The organism is Hydrogenophaga sp. NH-16, assembly GCF_004006415.1.
Classification (GTDB): Bacteria; Pseudomonadota; Gammaproteobacteria; order Burkholderiales; family Burkholderiaceae_C; genus Hydrogenophaga; species Hydrogenophaga pseudoflava.
Map to the genome: position 1 here is coordinate 579,413 of NZ_CP029344.1, position 20,494 is coordinate 599,906.

Below are 20,494 nucleotides of genomic sequence, written 5' to 3' on the forward strand. Positions count from 1 at the left end.
CGCCCTGTGAGGCCGAACGGGTTTTGAACTGAGATGCTGAAGAAAGTACTGAAAAGGATGCCAGGTCTGAGAGGCCTGGCCCAGGAGCTGACGGATCTGCGCCTGCAGGTGCAGGCGGGTCAGGAACGCGAGCAAAGGGCACATGAAGAGCGCTTGCGGTTGCAAGGGGAGCTGCAGCAGGCCCGTGACATGATCGGTCGACTGCAGTTGTGCGGGGCCAGCTCTGATCTGGACGACATCCTGGTGCCGGAAGCTGGTTCGCGAGCGCCGGCCTTCTGCGGGCACAGCGTCGTCTGGCCCTGGTTGCAGGAGCACATCAACCGGCCAGGGCTGGAGGTGCTGGAAATCGGATCGCGTCTGGTGGTGGCACGCGCCCTCTGGAAGGAGTACCTGCCCGATGTGCAGTACACCGGGTTCGACTACCTGCCGGGCCCCAATGTGGACGTGGTGGGCGACGCCCACCGCCTCTCTCAGTACCTCACCGGCCGACAGTTCGACTTCGTCTTCTCCTGTGCGGTCTTCGAGCATCTTGTGTGCCCGTGGCTGGTAGTGGAAGAGATTTCGAAGGTGCTGCGCCCGGGGGGCAAGGCGTTCATCGAAACCCATTTTTCCTTCTCGGAACACGAAGCGCCGTGGCACTTCTTCCAGTTCAACAGCCGCGCGCTGGAGCAGCTGTTTCACCCGAGGCTGGGTTTCCGGGTGATCGACAGCGGTCTCTCAAGCCCCATCGTCGGCCGCTTCGCCAAAGGAAGCCAGGGCTACCTGCTGGATCAGCCGGTGAACAACCTGTACGGCCACTCGGAGATCGTGGTGGAGAAGGTCGGTCCCGCGGACCCGGCCTTCTCCTGGCGCGATGTGGCGCAGGATCTTGCCGCCACCAGTTCTTATCCGCCGCCCCTGGCATCTGTCCCTGATACGCAATGAATGACCTTGTCCTGAAGCACACCCGCGACGACCGCGGCGTGCACACCCTCACACTGAACAACCCCAGGGCTTTCAACGTCCTGTCCGAGGCCATGATGGCCGCGTTCCAGCGGGCGCTGGACGACGTGGCCGCCGACCCCTCGGCGCGCGCTGTGGTGATCGCCGCCGAGGGCCGCGCCTTCTGCGCGGGACACGATCTCAAGGAGATGAAGGCACGTCCCGAGCTGGCCTACTACCAGTCCCTGTTTGCGACCTGCTCGAAGCTGATGCTGTCGATCCGCAAACTGGAAGTGCCGGTGATCGCACGCGTCCATGGCCTGGCCACCGCCGCCGGCTGCCAGCTCGTCGCCCAGTGCGACCTGGCGGTGGCCGTGGAAGAGGCGAGCTTCGGCGTCAACGGCATCAACGTTGGCCTGTTCTGCGCGACGCCCAGCGTGGCGTTGTCGCGCAACATGCTGCCCAAGCAGGCCATGGAGATGCTGCTGACCGGTGACTTCATCTCGGCCGACGAGGCGAAGGCCCGCGGGCTGGTCAACCGTGTGGTGGCGGCCGACGCCCTGGACGCCGAAGTGGCCGCGTTGGTCGACCGCATTCTGGGCAAGCCGCGCGAGGCGCTCGCGATGGGCAAGGCGCTGTTCTACCGGCAGCTGGAAACCGGCATGGAATCGGCGTACCAGCTGGCCGGCCAGACCATGGCCTGCAACATGGTGCACGAGGTGGCGCAGGAGGGTGTGCAGGCCTTCATCGAGAAGAGGGCTCCCCGATGGTGAGCAAGAACACAGCTGCACCACCGCCCATTCAGGACTTCGACGCCTGGCTTTCCGGATTCCAGCAGACCACCGTGTGGATCGAACTCGGCGTGCTGACGCTGTGCGTCGGCATGGCCTGGGGGCTGGGTGCCCTGCTGCGGCGCGCGCTCAACATGCAGCAGGAAGGGTCGTCGATCCTGTTCGGCCGGCAGGTGATCGACGGCGTGCTGTTTCCCGTGCTTCTGCTGACCCTGGCCTATGTGGCGCGCAGTGCGTTGGCCCAGCAGGTGCCACTGGCGGTGTTCAAGGTCGCCATTCCGGTGCTGGTGTCCCTGGTGGTGATCCGGTTCGGAGTGAAAGTGCTGCAGGCGGCGTTCTCGTCGGCGCCCTGGGTACGGGTGATGGAGCGCACCATCTCCTGGTTGGCCTGGGGATTCATGGTGCTGTGGGTCAGCGGCCTGCTGCCCATCGTGCTGGAAGAGATGGAGCAGATCACCTGGAAGATGGGCGCCAGCACGGTGAGTCTGCGCACCCTGATCGAAGGGGCGCTGACTGCGGGCGCCATGCTCATCGTGACACTCTGGATTTCTGCGGCGCTCGAAGCGCGCCTGCTCAAGTCGGCGATCGGCGGCGACCTGTCGCTGCGCAAGGCGCTGAGCAATGCGACCCGCGCCATCCTGATGTTCCTGGGCCTGATCGTCGCGTTGTCCGCGGTGGGCATCGACCTGACGGCGCTGTCCGTGCTCGGCGGCGCGGTGGGTGTGGGCATCGGCTTCGGCCTGCAGAAGCTGGCGGCCAACTACGTCAGCGGCTTCGTGATCCTGGCCGAGCGCAGCATGCGCATCGGCGACAACGTGCGCGTCGACAACTTCGAAGGGCGCATCACCGACATCACCACCCGCTACACCCTGATCCGCTCGGCGGCGGGGCGCGAGTCCATCGTGCCCAACGAGATGCTCATCACCAACCGGGTGGAGAACCTGTCGCTGGCCGATCCGAAGGTGTGGCAGTCCACAGTGGTGTCGGTGGGCTACGACAGCGATGTGGACGCGGTGCGGCGCCTGCTGGTGGAGGCCGCGCTGGCGCAGCCGCGCGTGCTGCGCGAGCCGGCGCCGAGTGCTGCGCTGTCGGCCTTTGGGGCGGACGGGCTGGAGTTCACGCTGGGGTACTGGATCGCCGATCCGGAGAATGGTCAGCTGAACCTGCGCTCCGACATCAACCTGGCGGTGCTGGCCGCGCTGCGCATGCACGGCATCGAGATTCCTTATCCGCAGCGCGTGGTGCACATGCGCCCCACCAGCTGAGCGGTGCAGGCCCTCAGCGGGCCATGAAACCGGGCAACCAGAGCGAGATGATGGGGAAAGCGATCAGGATGCCCAGGCGCACGATGTCGGCCATCACAAAGGGCCAGACACCGCGGTAGAGCGTGGTGAGCTTGACTGCGGGCAGCAGCGAGTTGAGCACGAAGAGGTTCAGACCCACCGGGGGCGAGATCATGCCGATTTCCACGATGGTGACAATCAGGATGCCGAACCACACGGGATCGAAGCCCAGGCCGGTGATGACCGGGAAGAACACGGGAATGGTCAGCAACACGATGGCCAGTTCCTCCATCACCATGCCCAGAGCGAGGTAGATACCCATCATCACGATGACCACCATGATGGGGTTGGGGCTGAACTGCAGCACGAAGTCGCGCAGGTCGCCGGGCATGCTGGTGAAGTTGATGAAGCTGGTGAACACCATGGCTCCGATGAGGATGGTGAACAGCATGGCCGTGGTGCGCGCGCTCTCCTGCAGGATGTCCATGACCACGCGCGGCGTGAGCGTGCGGCGGGCCAGTGCAAACAGGAAGGCGCCCGCCGCGCCCACCCCAGCACCCTCGGTGGCGGTGAACACGCCACCGTAGATGCCACCAATGACCAGTGCGAACAGCAGGGCAACGCTCCAGATGCCGCGGATGGCGGCCAGACGCTGCGGCCATGTGAAGCGTTCGGCCGGCGGGCCCGCTGCGGGGTCGCGCCAGGTGACGAACACCACCGCCATGCACAGGCAGACGATGGCCACGATGCCGGGCAGGATGCCGGCAATGAACAGCTTGCCGATGTCGGTCTCGGTGATGATCCCGTAGATGACCAGGATGGTTGACGGCGGGATGAGGATGCCCAGCGTACCGCCCGAGGCGATCGATCCGGTGGCCAGCGTGTCCTTGTAACCGTGGGCCTTCATCTCGGGATAGGCCACGCGCGACATGGTGGCGGCGGTGGCGATGGAGGAGCCGCAGATGGAGCCGAAGCCGCCCGAGGCGATGATGCTGGCCATGGCCAGCCCGCCGCGGCGGTGCCCCACGAAGGCGTTGGCGGCGGTGAACAGTTCCTTGGCCATGCCCGCGCGCGCCACCAGATTCCCCATCAGCACGAACAGCGGAATCACCGATAGCACGTAGTGAAAGCCGGTCTCGAAGATCACCTGGCTGGTGCTGGCAAAGGCCGGCTGCCAGCCGCGCATCAGGCCCAGTCCCCCCAGGCCGGCAATGGTCATGGCCACAGCCAGGGGCACACGCAGGAAGGCCAGCGCGAACACCACCAGGAAACCCAGCAGTGCGGCGGTCATGGCGTGGTCTCCCCGTGGGCCACCGGAATGGGTGGCGAGAACACGAAGAGGGCATGCACCAGCGCGGTCAGCAGCAGCAGCGCCGCCATCAGCCAGGCGACAGGGGATATGGCCAGCTGCAGGTGAACCGTGGTGTCGCCGTATTCGGCAAAGCGCTGGGCGCGCGTGGTCATGAGCCAGGCCAGCAGGCCGAAGGTGCCGGCACAGACCAGGTGCACCAGCCGCGCCTGAATGCCCTTGAGCCAGGCCGGGACGACGGCGTCCAGCGAGTCGAACACCACATGTTCGCTGCGCCATGAAACCAGCGGCAGCGCGCCGAAGATGACGATGACCATGAGGATCTCCGTCAGCTCCAGCCCGCCGGGCACGGAATGGTTGAAGAACTTGCGGCCCGTCACGTCGATGAGGGTGAGCCACATGATGGCGAACAGCGCCATGGATGCGATCAGGCCGCTGGACCAGCGCAGAAACTTCTCGGGGGTCTGGAGCATGATGGGTGTCAGACAAGACAAACCGGCGGGGCAGCCAATGCGGCCACCCCGCCGGTTATCAGACGGTGCCTGGCTGGCACCAGGCTTACTTGACCTTCGCGATTTCGGCGCGGAACTCGGCCAGCACCGCCTTGGCGTTCTTCAGGCCCTTGGCTTCGGCCGCCGCAGCCCACTTGTCTTCCAGCGGGGCCTGCTTGGCCTTGATCTCGTTCACGAACGCATCGGAGGCCTTGATGCGCTGAACACCCTGTGCTTTCTGCGCGCCGTTGACCGAGGCGTCGTCCACCTTGTCCCAACCGGCGCCGAACAGGCGGGCCGCGTATTCGCCCGAAAGCTTGTCGACCACTGCCTTGTCCTGCGCGGAGAGGGCGTCGTACTTGGCCGGGTTCATCATGAACACGAAGCTCGTGTTGTACAGGCCGCCCGGCAGGGTGGTGGCGTGCTTGATCATGCTCAGCTTGAAAGAGGCGATCGACTCGTCGGGGAACAGTGTGCCGTCCATGACGCCTGTGGACAGGAGTTCAAACGCTTCGGTGGCAGGCTTGAGGGTGGTGTTCCAGCCCATCAGCTTGGTCAGCTCGTTGATGTTGCCGCCACCGATGCGCCACTTGAGCGTGGCACCGTCGGCAAGGCTGTTGACCGGTTTCTTGCTGTTGAAGATGGTGCCGGGCCCGTGGGTGAACACTCCCAGCACCTTCACGCCCTTGTGCTCGCCCAGCGGGGCGAAGTACTTGCTGTAGATGCGCTGGTAGGCGACCGAGGTGGCCATGGAGTTGTCGCCCAGGAAGGGGAACTCGGCCATCTGGGTGTTCACGAAGCGGCCCGGGGTGTATCCGTCCACGGTGAAGGAGATGTCCGCCAGGCCGTCGCGCACGGCATCAAAAGTGCCGGGAGGGGCCGACACGGACTTGGGCAGGATGTTGCACTTCATGCGTCCAGCGCTTTCCTTCTCCAGCGCATCGCACCATTCCTTTTGCGCCACGCTCAGCGTGTGCGTGGGCGGTACCCAGGTCGAGGCTGTGAACACGGTCTGGGCCTGGGCGCCGGCGCCCGCGAACAAGGTGGCGGTGAGCGCCGCGGTGGCGGCAAGGCGGAACTTCATGTGTTGTCTCCTGGGAGTGGGTTGGATCGTTACGAAAGATAAACAAAATACCCTGATTCACTATAGGCGAATCCCCTTGCCGGCCCCCTAGTGAATTACCCGAATTGGCCGACCGACTGGTCGGTTAATAGGGATTTCCCTTGCTTTGTCGTTGTGGCGGCAGACGCGCCTGGGGGCATTCGCGATCATCGCGATTCTTCTTCTATAATCCAAAAAAAGCACGATCGTTCTATTTTGTGGCCGTGCAGCAAAAGTCTGGCCAGAAATGTCGCGTTGCTCGTCAGACGCCTACAATCCGAATTGACGTGCACGTCAATTCGAGCACCCGTTTCAACCCGCCTTTTCCATTCATCAGGAGCAACCGAACATGAAGGTCATCGTCCCCGTCAAACGCGTGGTGGACTACAACGTCAAGGTGCGCGTCAAGAGCGACGGCACCGGCGTGGACATCGCCAACGTCAAGATGAGCATGAACCCGTTTGACGAGATCGCTGTGGAAGAAGCCGTGCGCCTGAAAGAAAAGGGCGCGGCCACCGAAGTGATCGCCGTCTCCTGCGGCGTGGCCCAGTGCCAGGAAACGCTGCGCACGGCCATGGCCATCGGCGCCGACCGCGCCATCCTGGTCGAGACCGACGTGGAACTGCAGCCGCTGGCCGTGGCCAAGCTGCTCAAGGCCTTGGTGGACAAGGAACAGCCCGGCCTGGTGATCCTGGGCAAGCAGGCGATCGACGACGACGCCAACCAGACCGGCCAGATGCTCGCCGCGCTGGCCGATCTGCCGCAAGCCACCTTCGCTTCCAAAGTGGAAGTGGCCGGTGACAAGGCCAAGGTCACCCGCGAAATCGATGGTGGTCTGGAGACCCTGGAAGTGAGCCTGCCCGCGGTTGTGACCACCGACCTGCGCCTGAACGAGCCGCGCTACGTGACGCTGCCCAACATCATGAAGGCCAAGAAGAAGCCGCTGGAGACCGTCAAGCCCGCGGATCTGGGCGTGGATGTGAGCCCGCGCCTGAAGACGCTGAAGGTGGCCGAGCCGGCCAAGCGCGGCGCTGGCGTCAAGGTGCCGGATGTGGCCACGCTGGTCGACAAGCTGAAAAACGAAGCCAAGGTCATCTGAAGACCGCTGAACCCAACGATCCAGAGGAATACCGAACATGACCGCACTCGTCATTGCCGAACACGACAACGCTTCCATCAAGGGCGCCACCCTCAACACCGTCACCGCCGCCGCTGCCTGCGGTGGTGATGTCCACGTCCTCGTCGCCGGCCACAACGCCGGTGCCGCCGCCGCGGCTGCCGCGCAGATCGCCGGCGTCAGCAAGGTGATCCACGCCGACGGCGAAGGCTTCGCCCACGGCCTGGCCGAGAACATCGCCGCCCAGGTGCTGGCCATCGCCAGCAACTACAGCCACATCCTGTTCCCCGCCACCGCCAGCGGCAAGAACGTGGCCCCGCGCGTGGCCGCCAAGCTGGACGTGGCCCAGATCAGCGACATCACCAAGGTGGTGAGTGCCGACACCTTCGAGCGCCCGATCTACGCCGGCAATGCGATTGCCACTGTGCAGAGCGCGGACGCCACCAAGGTCATCACCGTGCGCACCACCGGCTTCGACGCCGCGGGCCAGGGCGGCTCGGCGGCGGTGGAAACCGTCGCCGCTGCCTCGGGCAACGGCAAGAGCGCCTACCTGGGCAGCGAAATTGCCAAGAACGACCGCCCGGAACTGACGGCCGCCAAGATCATCGTCTCCGGTGGCCGGGCGCTGGGCAGCAGCGAGAAGTTCAGCGAAGTGATGACCCCGCTGGCCGACAAACTGGGCGCTGCCATCGGTGCCTCGCGTGCCGCCGTCGATGCAGGCTATGCACCGAACGACCTGCAGGTGGGACAGACCGGCAAGATCGTCGCGCCGCAGCTGTACATCGCGGCCGGCATCTCGGGTGCGATCCAGCATCTGGCCGGCATGAAGGATTCGAAGGTGATCGTGGCGATCAACAAGGACCCCGAGGCCCCGATCTTCAGCGTGGCCGACTACGGTCTGGAAGCCGACCTGTTCACGGCTGTGCCGGAACTGGTGTCGAAGCTGTAAGCCGACGGCACCCACAAGGGCATCGCGTGCGATGCCCTTTTTTTGCACCCGCATTCGATCCACGGAGACTTTCATGAGCTACACCGCCCCCCTCAAGGACATGCTGTTCAACATCGAGCACCTGGCGAGCATCGACCAGGTGGCGCAGCTGCCCGGCTTCGAAGACGCTGGTCTGGAGACCGCACAGGCCGTGCTGGAGGAGTGCGCCAAGCTCAACGAAGGCGTGATCGCGCCGCTGAACTTCGAGGGTGACAAGAACCCGTCCTTCTTCAAGGACGGCCAGGTCACCACCACGCCCGGTTTCAAGGAGGCCTTCAGGCAGTACGCCGAAGGCGGCTGGCAGGGCCTGCAGCACCCGGTGGACTTCGGCGGTCAGGGCCTGCCCAAGACCATCGGCGCGGCCTGTGGCGAAATCCTCAACAGCGCCAACATGAGCTTCGCGCTGTGCCCGCTGCTGACCGACGGCGCCATCGAGGCCCTGCTGACCGCCGGCTCCGACCAGCTCAAGGCCACCTACCTGGAGAAGCTGGTCAGCGGCCAGTGGACGGGCACCATGAACCTGACCGAGCCGCAGGCCGGTTCCGACCTGGCCGCCGTGCGCAGCCGCGCCGAGCCGCAGCCCGATGGCACCTACAAGGTCTTCGGCACCAAGATCTTCATCACCTACGGTGAGCACGACATGGCCGAGAACATCGTCCATCTGGTGCTGGCCCGTGTGACCGGCGCGCCCGAGGGCGTGAAGGGCATCAGCCTGTTCGTCGTGCCCAAGTTCCTGGTCAACGCCGATGGAACGCTGGGCGCACGCAACGATGTGCACTGCGTGTCCATCGAGCACAAGATGGGCATCAAGGCCTCGCCTACCGCCGTGCTCCAGTACGGTGACCACGGCGGCGCCATCGGCTACCTGGTCGGCGAAGAGAACCGCGGCCTCGAATACATGTTCATCATGATGAACGCCGCCCGCTATGCGGTGGGCGTGCAGGGCATCAGCGTCTCCGAGCGCGCCTACCAGAAGGCCGTGCAGTACGCCAAGGACCGCGTGCAGAGCCGCCCGGTGGACGGCAGCTTCACCACCGCCGCGCCCATCATCCACCACGCCGACGTCAAGCGCATGCTCATGACCATGCGCGCCGCCACCGAGGGCTGCCGCGCCATGGCCAGCGTGGCCGCCGCCGCCTACGACGCGGCCCACCACCACCCGGACGCCGAGGTGCGCAAGCAGAACGCGACCTTCTACGAATTCCTGGTGCCGCTGGTCAAGGGCTACAGCACCGAGATGAGCCTGGAGGTCACCAGCCTCGGCGTGCAGGTGCATGGCGGCATGGGCTTCATCGAAGAGACCGGCGCGGCCCAGTACTACCGCGACGCCAAGATCCTGACCATCTACGAAGGCACGACGGCCATTCAGGCCAACGACCTGGTGGGCCGCAAGACCGCGCGCGACGGCGGCACCTCGGCCAAAGCCATCGCGGCCCAGATCGAGAAGACCGAGGCCGAACTGAAGGCCCGTGGCAGTGCCAACGCGCTGGCGGTGGCCAAGCGCCTGGGTGCCGCGCGCCAGGCGTTCGTGGATGTGGTCGAGTTCATCGCCGCCAACACCAAGAGCAATCCTAACGCGGCCTTCGCGGGCAGCGTGCCCTACCTCATGCTGGCCGGCAACCTGATGGCGGGCTGGCAGCTGGCGCGCGCGCTGCTGGTGGCCGAAGACCTGTCCGCCAAGGGACAGGACGTGCCTTTCATGCAGGCCAAGATCACCACCGCCCGCTTCTACGCCGACCACATCCTCAGCCGCGCCCCGGGCGTGCGCGATGCGATCGTGGAAGGTGCCGAGGCCGTGACCGCACTGCCGGCCGAGGCCTTCTGACAACCGACACCGACAAGACTGGAGACCCCATGACCCAACGCCAACGCTACCTGCCCCCGGTGCTGCAGAACCTGCCGTTCCCGGTGATCGGCTCGCCGCTGTTCATCATCAGCAACCCCAAGCTGGTCATCGCCCAGTGCAAGGCGGGGGTGGTGGGCTCCATGCCTGCGCTCAATGCGCGCCCGGCCTCGCAGCTGGACGAGTGGCTGGCCGAGATCACCGAGGCGCTGGCCGCCCACGACAAGGCGAACCCCGACAACAAGGCCGCGCCGTTCGCGATCAACCAGATCGTGCACAAGAGCAACGACCGGCTGGAGCACGACTTGGAGCTCTGCGCCAAGTACAAGGTGCCGGTGATCATCACCAGCCTGGGTGCCCGCGAAGACGTGAACCAGGCCGTGCACAGCTGGGGCGGCGTGGTGCTGCACGACGTCATCAACAACGTGTTCGCGCACAAGGCGATCGAGAAGGGCGCGGACGGCCTTATCCCGGTGGCGGCCGGTGCCGGCGGCCACGCCAGCGTCAAGAGCCCCTTCGCCATGGTGCAGGAGATCCGCGAGTGGTTCGACGGCCCGGTGGCGCTGTCGGGCTCCATTGCCTCGGGTGGCGCCATCCTGGCGGCGCAGGCCATGGGCGCCGACTTCGCCTACATCGGCTCGGCCTTCATCGCCACCGACGAAGCCCGTGCGGTCGAGGGCTACAAGCAGATGATCACCGAGAGCAACTCGGACGACATCGTCTACAGCAACTTCTACACCGGTGTGCACGGCAACTACCTCAAGGGCAGCATCCGCAACGCCGGCATGGACCCGGACCACCTGCCGGAGAGCGACCCGAGCAAGATGAACTTCAGCACCGGCGAAGGCGCCAACGCCGCCAAGGCCTGGAAGGACATCTGGGGTTGCGGCCAGGGCATCGGCGCCATCCGCGAGGTGGTGCCGGCGGCCGATCTGGTGGCGCGCTTCCGGCGCGAATACGCCGAGGCCAAGGCGCGCATCTGCGCGGGCTGAGCGCGCCCGCCCCGCTCAGTTCTTGAACAGTTCCCGGATCGCGTCGAGGATCGTCGGCGGTCCGGCGTACTGCGCACCCGCCGCATCCTCGATGGTGGCGACGGCGCCGCCGTTGGCCCATTCGGCGTAAATCCAGTCGTCGTTCATGCGGGTCAGCCCCGCCGGTGCATCGCCCGGTGCGGCGACCGGCACACCCTTGAGTGCGGCGGCCATGTAGTCGGTCCAGATGGGCAGCGCCAGCCGGCCGCCCGACTCGTGGTCGCCCAGGCTGCGGGGTTTGTCGTAGCCCATCCAGACCACCGCCGCCAGCCCGGGCTGGTAGCCGGCGAACCAGGCGTCGAGCACGTCGTTGGTGGTGCCGGTCTTGCCGTAGATGTCGCTGCGCTTGAGCCGGGCCTGGGCGCGGGCGGCGGTGCCGACGCTGGTCACGTCGTTGAGCATGCTGCCCATCACATAGGCGTTTCGGGCAGGGATCGCGCGGTTCTCCTCGGTCAGCACGGGCGCGGTGGGCGCCTCGAACAGCACCTTGCCCTGGGCATCGGTGATCTTCTCGATCACCACCGGCTCGACCGACCAGCCGCCGTTGGCCAGCGTGGCGTAGGCGCGGGCCATCTGCAGCGGCGTCACCTGCCCGGTGCCCAGCGCCAGCGTGAGGTTGTCGGGCTGCTTGGCGACATCGAGGCCGAAGCGCCCCAGCCAGTCGCGCGCGCGCTGCGTGCCGGTGTGCTGCAGCACACGCACGCTCACCAGGTTGCTGGACTTGGTCAGCGCGGTGCGCACGGTCAGCGGTTCGCCGGTGGCGTTGCCGCTGTTGCCGGGTGACCAGCCGTTGGGTGCGGTGAACGGACCGTCGTCGACCAGGGTCGAGGGCATGACGCGCTCTTCGAGCGCGGCCGAATATAGCAGCGGCTTGATGGTGGAGCCGGGCTGGCGCCAGCCCTGGGTCACGTGGTTGAACGGCTGGCGCGCGAAGTCGAAGCCGCCGACCAGGGCCCGCACGCGGCCGGTGCGCGTGTCCAGCGCGACCAGCGCGGCCTCGGCCTCGGGCCATTGCGTGATCGACCAGTCCTTGCCATTTTTGACCACGCGCAGCACCGAGCCCCGCTGGATGCGCAGCGCGTCCTTGGCCTTGGCCGACAGGCCCGGCTGGGCCCAGCGCAGGCCTTCGCCCTTGATGCGCACCTGTTCGCCGCTGGCCAGCTGCACCCGTACTTCCTTGGGCGTGACAGCGAGCACGATGGCGGCGCGCAGCGTGTCGTCGTCGCGGTGGTCCTTCAGTGCCTCGGCGGCGGCGCGTTCGAGCTCGGGGTCGTTGGCCGCGGGCAGGTCTTCCCGTGCCTCGGGGCCGCGCCAGGGGTTGCGGCGGTCCTGCGCCAGCACGCCGCGCTGCACCGCGGCGTAGGCGGCGCGCTGGTCGGCCGCGCGCAGGGAGGTGGTGACGCGGATGCCGCGCGAGTAGGCGGATTCGCCGAAACGCTCGAACACCACCCGCCGGGCCATCTCGGCCACGTGGGCGGCGTCCACATCGCGCACACCGGGGGAGCGCAGGGTGATCTTCTCGGCGCGGGCGGCGGCGAGCTGGGCGTCGTTGATCACGCCGACCGTGTGCATGCGCTGCAGCACCACGCGCTGGCGCGCTGTGGCACGGCCCATGTTGGCCACCGGGTTGGCGTAGTACGGGTTCTGCGGCAGGCCGGCGAGCATCGCAGTTTCGGCGATCGTCAGCTGGTCCATGGCCTTGCCGAAGTAGGTCTGCGCGGCGGCGGCGAAGCCGTAGGCCCGCTGGCCCAGGAAGATCTCGTTGAGGTAGATCTCCAGGATGCGGTCCTTGGACAGCGCCTCCTCGACCTTGAAGGCCAGCAGGATTTCCTTGGCCTTGCGCTCCACCGTCAGTTCGCGCGTGAGCAGCATGGTGCGCACGAGCTGCTGGGTGATGGTGCTGGCCCCCTGCTTGCGGCCACCGGTGATCAGGGCCAGGGCCGCGCGTGCCATGCCCTTGGGGTCGACGCCGGAGTGCTCGCGGAAGCGCGCGTCCTCGACCGCCAGCACCGCGTCCTGCAGCAGCTTGGGGGTCTTGGACAGCGGCACGTATTCGCGCCGCTCGGCGCCGAACTGCGCCAGCTCCACGCCGTCGGCGGTGAACACCTGCAGCGGCAGCTTGGGCTGGTAGTGGACGATCCTGTCGATGGGCGGCAGGTCGAACGTGGACGCATGGGCTGGTGGCGCGGTCAGCAGCAGCGGGGCAGGGGCGGCGAGGGCCAGTCCCAGAAGGAGGCGGCGCGAGAGACGCAAAGACATGGGCGCGAATTATCCGGTCGGCGTGTGCGGCACAGGTGAATGGCACGTAACTGAATGTGCCTTCGACCCACGGTTCATCCCGGTCCCGCACCTGATGGCCCACAATTGTTGCGATACAGCAGATGGAGCCCCCCTTGCCCGAAGAAACCGGCCTCGTGGCCACCCTGCCGCGGCGCGGATGGCGCCCGTCCCGGCGCCTGGTGTGGATCGGTGCGGCGCTGCTGCTGGCGGGCGCGGCGGTGGGCGGGCTGGCGGTGTACGAGGCCCAGACGTCCCGCCTGCAGGCCCGGTTCCTCAGCCGTTACGCCGCCGGTCTGGCGCACCAGACCGCCCCGGGCGCAAGTGCCCAGATGCGTTTTCCGACCCACGGCCCGTTCGACCAGCGGCTGGGCTACACCGCCATCCCGGATGTGGTGTCCCGGCTGGCGCCGCGCGGTTTCGTGGTCACCGAACAGGCGCGTCAGAGCCCGGAGCTGCAGGCCTATCTGGACCGCGGTCTGTACGCCCCATTTACCGAAAAGATCAGGACCGGCCTGACCGTGCTGGACTGCCACCGCGAGCCGGTCTACAGCTTCCGCTACCCGTACCGGACATTCGAGCGCTTCGAGCAGGTGCCGCCGCTGGTGACCCAGGCCCTGATGTTCATCGAGAACCGCGACCTGCTCGACCCCGACCGGCCGCAGATGAACCCGGCGGTCGACTGGGTGCGCTTCACCCGCGCGGTGCTGGGCCAGCTGGCCAGCCGCATCGACGCTGACATGGACAGCCCCGGCGGCAGCACCCTGGCCACCCAGATCGAAAAGTACCGCCACTCGCCCGATGGCTTCACGCAGGATGCCCGCGAAAAGCTGCGCCAGATGGCGTCGGCCTCGGTGCGCGCCTACCGGCAGGGTGCCGACACGCTGCCGGTGCGGCGCCAGATCCTGCTGGACTACCTGAACTCCGTGCCGCTGTCGGCGGCGCCTCGCCATGGCGAGGTGCACGGGCTGGGCGACGGCCTGTGGGTGTGGTTCGGGACCGACTTCGAGCGCGCGCGGACGCTGCTGACGCCCGCCCAGGGGCTCGCGGCCGACCCGGCCGAGCGGGCCCAGGTGCTGCGGCAGGTGGTGGCACTCATGGTGGCGCACCGGCGGCCGTCCTGGTACCTGGCAGAGGGCCGCGAGGAGCTCGACCGGACCACCGACGCCTACCTGCGGCTGCTGGCCGCCGAAGGCCTCATCGACACCGGCTGGCGCGACGCCGCCCTGCGGCAGCGGCTGGTGTTCCGCGACATGACCCGCCAGCCGCCGAAGCTGCCCGCCAGCCCGGGCAAGGGCACGACCGCCGCGCGCAGCCGCCTGGCCGGCTGGCTGGGCACCTCGCTCTACAACCTCGACCGGCTCGACGTCCGCCTCGACACCACGATCAACGCCCCCCTGCAGGACGCGGTGAGCGGCTACCTCGGGCGCCTGGGCGACCCCGCGTTCGCGCGCAGCCAGGGCCTGATCGGCGAGCGCCTGCTGCAGCCCGGCACGCTGGGCGCGGTGCGCTACAGCTTCACCCTGCTCGAACGCACACCCGAGGGCAACCAGGTGCGCGTGCAGACCGACACCACCAACCAGCCGCTGGACATCAACGAAGGCAGCAAGCTCGAACTGGGCTCCACCGCCAAGCTGCGGGTGCTGGCGATCTACCTGGAACTTGTTGCCGAACTGCACGCCCGCCTGGCGCCGCAGGAGCCCAGGACCCTGGGCAGCATCGCCTTCGACCGGCAGGACACGCTCACCCGCTGGGCCGTGCAGCACCTCACCAACAGCCCCGACCGCAGTCTGGACGCCATGCTGGAGGCGGCGCTGGAGCGCCGGTTCTCGGCCGATCCGGGCGAGCGCTTCTTCACCGGTGGCGGCCTGCACAGCTTCAGCAACTTCAGCGCCGACGACAACACCCGCTCGCCGACGGTGCGCGAGGCCATGCAGGCCTCGATCAACCTGCCGTTCGTGCGGGTGATGCGCGAGGTGGTGCGCCACACCATGTACCAGGTGCCGGGCAGCACCGCACGCCTGCTCGAAGACGACCAGGACCCGCGGCGCAGCGCCTACCTGGCGCGCTTTGCCGACCGCGAGGGCCAGACTTTCCTGCGCCGCTTCTGGCGCAAGACCGACCAGCGCAACCCGGCCGAGTTGCGCGCCCTGCTGCTGGACGGCCTGCGCCCCACGCCCGAGCGGCTGGCCGCGGTGTTCCGCTATCTGGAGCCAGAGGCACCGGCGGAGGCGCTCGGGACCTTCCTGCGCGAGCGCCTGGGCGAGAAGGCGCCCGACGCGGCGCGCGTGGCGCGCCTGCACGAGCGCTTCGCGCCCGGCGCGCTGGACCTGCCCGACCGTGGCTACGTGGCCGGCGTGCACCCGCTCGAACTCTGGCTGGTGGCCTACCGGCTGCAGCACCCCGGCGCCAGACTGGCGCAGGCGCTGGAGGCGAGCGCCGACGAGCGGCAGGCGGTCTACGGCTGGCTGTTCCGCACCCGGGTCAAGAGTGCGCAGGACACCCGCATCTACACGCTGCTGGAAGTGGAAGCCTTCCTCGACATCCACAGCCGCTGGGCGCGGCTGGGCTACCCCTTCGGCCACCTGGTGCCCTCGCTGGCGACCGCGCTGGGCAGCTCGGGCGACCGGCCGGCGGCCCTGGCCGAGCTGATGGGCATCATCGTCAACGACGGGGTGCGCCTGCCCACCCGCCACATCACCGGCCTGCACCTGGCCGCTGACACGCCCTGGGAGACGTCGCTGGGCCGCACGGCGACGCAGGGCGAGCGCGTGATGGCACCGGAGGTGGCGCGGGCGCTGCGCAAGGCCCTGTCCGAGGTGGTGGAGCGGGGCACCGCGCGCCGCCTGTCCGGCAGCTTCAGAACCGAGGGTGGCGAGGACCTGTCGCCGGGCGGCAAGACCGGCACGGGCGACAACCGCGTGGTGGTGCGCGGGCGCGCCACGCTGGCGCTCAACCGCACCGCCACCTTCGTCTTCCACCTCGGACCGCGCTACTTCGGCAGCCTCACCGCCTATGTGGTGGGGCCGGATGCCGCGAAGTACCGCTTCACCTCGGGGCTGCCGGTGCAGATCCTGACGTCGATGGGGCCGGGCCTCATGCCCTATCTGGATGGCACCCAGGGCCGGGCCTGCCCGGTCACGCCGCGCCCTTGAAGCGCGTGAGGCTCTGGCGCCGGAACTCGGTGGGCGTCATGCCCTTGATTTCTAGAAAGCGCCGGTTGAAGTTGGCCACGTTGTTGAAGCCGACCTCGTAGCAGATGTGGGTGACCTGCTGGTCGGTGTCCATCAGCAGCTGGCAGGCGCGGCTGATGCGCACGCGGTTGACGAAGTCGGTGAAGGTGTTGCCGGTGGCCTTGCGGAAGAAGCGGCTGAAGCGGCTCTCGCTCATGCCCAGCTCGGCCGCCAGCGCGCCGGCCGAGTGGTCGTCGGCCAGGTGGTCGGTGATGCGGCTGACCACGGCGTGGATCTGGTCGATGGAGGCATCGTCGTCGTCGCTCTGCAGCTGCACGCTGGAGAGCAGCCGGTAGTCGGTGCAGGCCGTGAGGTCGGCCAAGTAGTCGCAGAAGGCGGTGAGCCGGCGCAGGCCGCGCGCGTTCTTGACGCGGTGCCAGTGCCGCTCGGCCGCCTCGGACAGGCCGAAGAACTCGATGCCGTGTTTGGCGCGCTCCAGCAGGGGCAGCACCTCGCGCAGCTCGGGGATGGTTTCTGCGGCGCGGGTCAGGGGCTCGTGGGTGAACTGGATCACCAGGTCGCGCTGCGCCACGCCGCCTTCGGGCATGTCCATGGTGACCCAGTTGTGCGGCAGGCGCGGGCCGGTGAGCACCAGCTGGCCGGCCTGGAAGGGGCCGATCCAGTCGCCCACGAACACCTTGCCGCTGGTGCTGGTGATCAGGTGCAGCTCGTACTCGTCGTGGTAGTGCCAGCGCGCCAGCGGCGTCGGGAAGCCGTGGGAGAGACAGCGCACGAAGCCGACATCCGACGACAGCTCGTAGCCCAGGTCGGGCGAGCGCACGAACTCGTGTTCCAGCTCGGGCTTGAGCTGGCGCGGGGCGGTGGGCACTTTCACGGTCATGGCGGGCTCCGGCGGCGGTGGCACCTAAGTTACACCGGTTCAGGCCTTGGCGCGTTCCGCCACGAAGGCCTGCACGCGGGCAAAGGCCTTGCGCAGGGTCTCGACCAGCTGCGGGTGGCCGGCCATTTCGCCCCAGAGCGTGGTGTCGGCGGCGTAGGCCGCCACCGGGTCGGCGGCCTCGCAGATGGCGTGGGCCACGGCCGGGTCCATGGCCTGGTCCTGGTAGGTGTAGGGAATCTGCCCGGTGTGCCAGCGCTGCAGGTAGGCCAGGAACAGTGCGGGCAGCAGGGCCACGCTGTCGAAGCTGCCGCCGCGGGTCAGCTTGTCGCGGATGGTGGGCGCGATCATGCCGGGGATCTTGGAGAAGGCGTCCATGGCCACGCGCTGGTTGGTGTCGGCGATGGCGGGGTTGCCGAATCGGTCGAGCACCACGTCGCGGTACTGCTCCAGGTTGATCGGGCAGGGCAGCAGAACCGGGATGGCGTCGTCGGTCACGTAGTCGTAGGCCATCTTCCGGATGGCGGCGTCGTGCGTGCCTTCGTGGATGTAGAGGTAGCCCGCCAGCGTGCCGCCCCAGGCGATGCAGCTGTGCGTGGCGTTGAGCAGGCGGATCTTGGCTTCTTCATGGGCCTGCACCGAGTTCACCATCTCGACCCCGACCTTTTCCCACTCGGGGCGGCCGGCGATGAAGTTGTCCTCGATCACCCACTGGATGAAGCTCTCGCCCATGAGGGCGGCCTTGTCGTCCCAGCCGGTGGCGGCCTTGACGCGTTCGGCCACGTCGGGCGTGGGGCGCGGCGTGATGCGGTCGACCATGGCGTTGGGGCTGCGGGTGTGTTCCTGCACCCAGGCCTTGAGGGCGGTGTCGCCCAGCGCGTCGATGAACTGCAGCAGGCCGCCGCGCGAGCGTTCGCCGTTGTGGCGCAGGTTGTCGCAGTTCATCAGCGTGACGGCGCCACCGCCCGCCTTCATGCGCGCGCGCAGGATGCTGACCAGGCCGCCGTAGATGGTGTGGCCGGCCTGGCCCGCCTTCACGGCCTCCAGGTCGGCGCGCAGGTCGGGGAAGGTGGCCCAGTCGAGCCGGTTCTTCGCGTCGAGGTAGTAACCGGCTTCGGTGACGGTGAAGCTGATGATGCGCGTGGCCGGGTCGGTGCCGGTGGCGATCAGCGGCGCCAGGTCGTCCTGGTAGGGGATCACGCGCTGGATCGATTCGATGCGCGTGTAGCTGCGCTCGCCCTGGGGCGTGACGGTCTCCAGCGTGTAGCGGCCGCCCTGGGCCTGCAGGGCGGCGATGGTCTCGGCCATGTCGGGGCGCAGGTTGCCGCCGGCGATGGCCCAGCGCAGGTCGCCTTGCTGGCGCAGCTGGTGGATGTAGACGGCCTGGTGGGCGCGGTGGAACGAGCCCAGGCCCAGGTGCAGGATGAAGTTCATGGTGCGTCGGTGAAAAGGGAGCGGGTCAGAGGTCGAAATTCGTGGGCATCAGCACGACGTCGCGGATGGTCATGCCGCGCGGGCGGGTCAGCATGAACAGCAGCACCTCGGCCACCTCGGCCGCTTCGATCAGGCTGCCGCTGGCCTTGGCCTCGGCGAGTTTTTCTGCCGGCCAGTCGGACAGCAGCGAGGTGATGACCGGTCCCGGCGAGACCGAGCCGACGCGGATGCCGTGTTTGAACATCTGCCGCCGCACGGTCTGCACGAAGCAGTCGATGGCCCACTTGGACGAGGCGTAGACCGGCTCCCAGGGTGTGGGGAAGTGCGCGGCCAGCGAGCTGGTGACGAGGATGTCGCCCGTGCCGCGGCCGACCATGTGCGGCAGCACGTTGTGCACGTTCTTCATCACCACGTTCACGTTGAGGTTCAACATGCGGTCGATGGCTTCGGGCGTGGTGTCCAGCAGGTCGCCACCGACGTAGAGGCCCGCGTTGGCGTGGAAGATGTCCAGCTGACCGGTCAGTGTCAGCGTGCGGTCCAGCAGGCTGTTGCACTGCGCCGGGTCCAGCAGGTCCAGCACCAGCGGCAGGGCGTGGTCGCCGATGGCGGCGCAGGCCTTGGCCAGCGCGACGGCGTCGCGGTCGATCAGCAGCACGCGAGCGCCGGCGTCGGCCATGGCCTTCGCGCTGGCGAAACCGATGCCCGAGGCCGCGCCGGTGACGGCGGCGGTCTTGCCTTGCAAGGGAAACGATGGGCTCATGGCGTCAGGCGGCGCGGGCGGCGACCACGCGGCCGGCGGTGTCGAACCAGTGGGCCTGCGAGGCGTCGATGTCCAGGCTGACGGCATCACCCGCGTGCAGGCCGGTGCGCTCGTTCTGGCGCGCCACGAACTGCGCGCCGTTGGGCGTGCTCACGTAGATCAGGGTCTCGGCGCCCAGCGCCTCGATCAGGTCCACCTGGCCGCTCACCGGCGTGCTGCCGTTGCTGCGCACGCTCACGTTCTCCGGCCGCAGGCCGATGGCGCCACCCACGGCGCCGGCGGGGGCCTGCTGGGCCACCACGGCGGGCACCTGCTGCAGCGGCACCACGTTCATCTGCGGCGTGCCGATGAACTGGGCCACGAACTGGTTGGCGGGCCGGTCGTACAACTCCAGCGGCGTGCCCACCTGTTCGATGACGCCGTCGCGCAGCACGACCACCTTGTCGGCCAGCGTCATGGCCTCCACCTGGTCGTGCGTCACGTAGATGGTGGTGGCGCCCAGGTCGCGGTGCAGCTTGGCGATCTCCACCCGGGTCTGGCCGCGCAGCGCGGCGTCCAGGTTGGACAGCGGCTCGTCGAACAGGAAGACCTTGGGCGAGCGCACGATGGCGCGGCCGATGGCCACGCGCTGGCGCTGGCCGCCCGAGAGTTCCTTGGGCGTGCGCTGCAGGTACTGCGTGAGGTTGAGGATGCGCGCGGCGTTCTGCACCTTCTCGTCGATCACCTTGGGGTCGACCTTGGCCAGCTTGAGCGCGAAGCACATGTTCTCGTAGACGCTCATGTGCGGGTACAGCGCGTAGCTCTGGAACACCATCGCCAGGTCGCGCTTGGAGGAGGGGGCGTGCGTGATGTCCTTGCCGTCGAGCACCAGACTGCCGCCGTCGATGTGTTCGAGCCCGGCGATCAGGCGCAGCAGCGTGGACTTGCCGCAGCCGGACGGCCCGACGAAAACGATGAACTCGCCCTTTTCGATGGACAGGTCGATGCCCTTGATGGCGCGGTTCTCGCCGAAGAACTTTTCAATGCCTTGGAGTTGCAGGTAGGCCATGGTGGTCTCTTGTCTCTCTTGAATGGGG

Annotated in this window: 16 protein-coding genes; 8 read left to right on the top strand and 8 right to left on the bottom strand. The window is 67.7% G+C overall.

The window, feature by feature from the left end; all coding sequences use genetic code 11:
• Positions 1–57: 57 nt before the first annotated feature.
• Genes DD542_RS02810 through DD542_RS02820 form a run of 3 tightly spaced genes read left to right on the top strand, consistent with a single transcriptional unit; the run spans position 58 to position 2,977 of the window.
• A complete protein-coding gene (locus tag DD542_RS02810) occupies positions 58–924 on the top strand; it encodes a class I SAM-dependent methyltransferase (protein WP_164868323.1) in 867 nt (288 codons plus the stop codon).
• Positions 921–1,694 (top strand): enoyl-CoA hydratase, encoded by a 774-nt coding sequence (locus DD542_RS02815; RefSeq protein ID WP_127803642.1) that lies wholly within the window; start codon positions 921–923, stop codon positions 1,692–1,694. The genes DD542_RS02810 and DD542_RS02815 overlap by 4 nt, the downstream gene beginning before the upstream one ends.
• The gene (locus DD542_RS02820) at positions 1,691–2,977 is read left to right on the top strand and encodes a mechanosensitive ion channel domain-containing protein (protein WP_241559666.1); all 1,287 of its coding nucleotides are present in this window, start codon (positions 1,691–1,693) and stop codon (positions 2,975–2,977) included. The genes DD542_RS02815 and DD542_RS02820 overlap by 4 nt, the downstream gene beginning before the upstream one ends.
• Before the next feature lie 13 nt (positions 2,978–2,990).
• Here DD542_RS02820 and DD542_RS02825 read toward each other — a convergent pair whose 3' ends face one another.
• The 3 genes from DD542_RS02825 to DD542_RS02835 all read right to left on the bottom strand — a co-directional run bounded on the left by DD542_RS02825 (position 2,991) and on the right by DD542_RS02835 (position 5,879).
• On the bottom strand, positions 2,991–4,286 hold the full coding sequence (locus DD542_RS02825; RefSeq protein ID WP_066150616.1) for a TRAP transporter large permease: 1,296 nt from the start codon (positions 4,284–4,286) through the stop codon (positions 2,991–2,993).
• Positions 4,283–4,777, bottom strand: coding sequence for a TRAP transporter small permease (locus DD542_RS02830; protein ID WP_066150619.1), 495 nt, complete (start codon positions 4,775–4,777; stop codon positions 4,283–4,285). Before DD542_RS02830 ends, DD542_RS02825 begins: the two co-directional genes overlap by 4 nt.
• Positions 4,778–4,862: 85 nt before the next feature.
• Positions 4,863–5,879: a TRAP transporter substrate-binding protein gene (locus DD542_RS02835; RefSeq protein ID WP_066150622.1), complete on the bottom strand. Its 1,017-nt coding sequence runs from the start codon at positions 5,877–5,879 to the stop codon at positions 4,863–4,865.
• Between the two features lie 367 nt (positions 5,880–6,246).
• On the opposite strand from DD542_RS02835, the gene DD542_RS02840 reads away from it, so the two are divergent.
• The 4 genes from DD542_RS02840 to DD542_RS02855 all read left to right on the top strand — a co-directional run bounded on the left by DD542_RS02840 (position 6,247) and on the right by DD542_RS02855 (position 10,837).
• Complete coding sequence (locus DD542_RS02840) at positions 6,247–6,996, top strand: electron transfer flavoprotein subunit beta/FixA family protein (RefSeq protein WP_066150625.1); 750 nt, start codon at positions 6,247–6,249, stop codon at positions 6,994–6,996.
• Positions 6,997–7,033: 37 nt separating this feature from the next.
• Entirely contained in the window at positions 7,034–7,963 is a 930-nt protein-coding gene (locus DD542_RS02845) for an FAD-binding protein (RefSeq protein ID WP_127803646.1), read from the top strand.
• Between the two features lie 73 nt (positions 7,964–8,036).
• Positions 8,037–9,827 carry an acyl-CoA dehydrogenase gene (locus DD542_RS02850; protein ID WP_127803648.1) on the top strand — a complete coding sequence of 597 codons (1,791 nt, stop codon included), beginning with the start codon at positions 8,037–8,039 and terminating at the stop codon, positions 9,825–9,827.
• 29 nt (positions 9,828–9,856) lie between these two features.
• Entirely contained in the window at positions 9,857–10,837 is a 981-nt protein-coding gene (locus DD542_RS02855) for a nitronate monooxygenase family protein (protein ID WP_066150630.1), read from the top strand.
• A 15-nt stretch (positions 10,838–10,852) separates the two neighbouring features.
• Here DD542_RS02855 and DD542_RS02860 read toward each other — a convergent pair whose 3' ends face one another.
• Complete coding sequence (locus DD542_RS02860; RefSeq protein WP_127803650.1) at positions 10,853–13,135, bottom strand: PBP1A family penicillin-binding protein; 2,283 nt, start codon at positions 13,133–13,135, stop codon at positions 10,853–10,855.
• Between the two features lie 134 nt (positions 13,136–13,269).
• On the opposite strand from DD542_RS02860, the gene DD542_RS02865 reads away from it, so the two are divergent.
• Complete coding sequence (locus DD542_RS02865) at positions 13,270–16,308, top strand: transglycosylase domain-containing protein (RefSeq protein ID WP_206610756.1); 3,039 nt, start codon at positions 13,270–13,272, stop codon at positions 16,306–16,308.
• Here the strand turns inward: DD542_RS02865 and DD542_RS02870 are convergent.
• Genes DD542_RS02870 through DD542_RS02885 form a run of 4 tightly spaced genes read right to left on the bottom strand, consistent with a single transcriptional unit; the run spans position 16,292 to position 20,466 of the window.
• On the bottom strand, positions 16,292–17,227 hold the full coding sequence (locus tag DD542_RS02870; protein WP_066150634.1) for an AraC family transcriptional regulator: 936 nt from the start codon (positions 17,225–17,227) through the stop codon (positions 16,292–16,294). The genes DD542_RS02865 and DD542_RS02870 overlap by 17 nt on opposite strands.
• Before the next feature lie 39 nt (positions 17,228–17,266).
• A complete protein-coding gene (dalD, locus tag DD542_RS02875) occupies positions 17,267–18,658 on the bottom strand; it encodes a D-arabinitol 4-dehydrogenase (RefSeq protein WP_127803654.1) in 1,392 nt (463 codons plus the stop codon).
• A gap of 25 nt (positions 18,659–18,683) precedes the next feature.
• Complete coding sequence (locus DD542_RS02880; RefSeq protein ID WP_127803656.1) at positions 18,684–19,418, bottom strand: SDR family oxidoreductase; 735 nt, start codon at positions 19,416–19,418, stop codon at positions 18,684–18,686.
• A 4-nt stretch (positions 19,419–19,422) separates the two neighbouring features.
• On the bottom strand, positions 19,423–20,466 hold the full coding sequence (locus DD542_RS02885; protein WP_127803658.1) for an ABC transporter ATP-binding protein: 1,044 nt from the start codon (positions 20,464–20,466) through the stop codon (positions 19,423–19,425).
• Positions 20,467–20,494 lie beyond the last annotated feature (28 nt).

Excerpts from the sequence above, each read along its gene's own strand:
- DD542_RS02810 (WP_164868323.1), top strand. The coding sequence starts at position 58 with ATGCCAGGTCTGAGAGGCCTGGCCCAGGAGCTGACGGATCTGCGCCTG.
- DD542_RS02815 (WP_127803642.1), top strand. The coding sequence starts at position 921 with ATGAATGACCTTGTCCTGAAGCACACCCGCGACGACCGCGGCGTGCAC.
- DD542_RS02825 (WP_066150616.1), bottom strand. The coding sequence starts at position 4,286 with ATGACCGCCGCACTGCTGGGTTTCCTGGTGGTGTTCGCGCTGGCCTTC.
- DD542_RS02830 (WP_066150619.1), bottom strand. The coding sequence starts at position 4,777 with ATGCTCCAGACCCCCGAGAAGTTTCTGCGCTGGTCCAGCGGCCTGATC.
- DD542_RS02835 (WP_066150622.1), bottom strand. The coding sequence starts at position 5,879 with ATGAAGTTCCGCCTTGCCGCCACCGCGGCGCTCACCGCCACCTTGTTC.
- DD542_RS02840 (WP_066150625.1), top strand. The coding sequence starts at position 6,247 with ATGAAGGTCATCGTCCCCGTCAAACGCGTGGTGGACTACAACGTCAAG.
- DD542_RS02845 (WP_127803646.1), top strand. The coding sequence starts at position 7,034 with ATGACCGCACTCGTCATTGCCGAACACGACAACGCTTCCATCAAGGGC.
- DD542_RS02850 (WP_127803648.1), top strand. The coding sequence starts at position 8,037 with ATGAGCTACACCGCCCCCCTCAAGGACATGCTGTTCAACATCGAGCAC.
- DD542_RS02855 (WP_066150630.1), top strand. The coding sequence starts at position 9,857 with ATGACCCAACGCCAACGCTACCTGCCCCCGGTGCTGCAGAACCTGCCG.
- DD542_RS02860 (WP_127803650.1), bottom strand. The coding sequence starts at position 13,135 with ATGTCTTTGCGTCTCTCGCGCCGCCTCCTTCTGGGACTGGCCCTCGCC.
- DD542_RS02870 (WP_066150634.1), bottom strand. The coding sequence starts at position 17,227 with ATGACCGTGAAAGTGCCCACCGCCCCGCGCCAGCTCAAGCCCGAGCTG.
- dalD (WP_127803654.1), bottom strand. The coding sequence starts at position 18,658 with ATGAACTTCATCCTGCACCTGGGCCTGGGCTCGTTCCACCGCGCCCAC.
- DD542_RS02880 (WP_127803656.1), bottom strand. The coding sequence starts at position 19,418 with ATGAGCCCATCGTTTCCCTTGCAAGGCAAGACCGCCGCCGTCACCGGC.
- DD542_RS02885 (WP_127803658.1), bottom strand. The coding sequence starts at position 20,466 with ATGGCCTACCTGCAACTCCAAGGCATTGAAAAGTTCTTCGGCGAGAAC.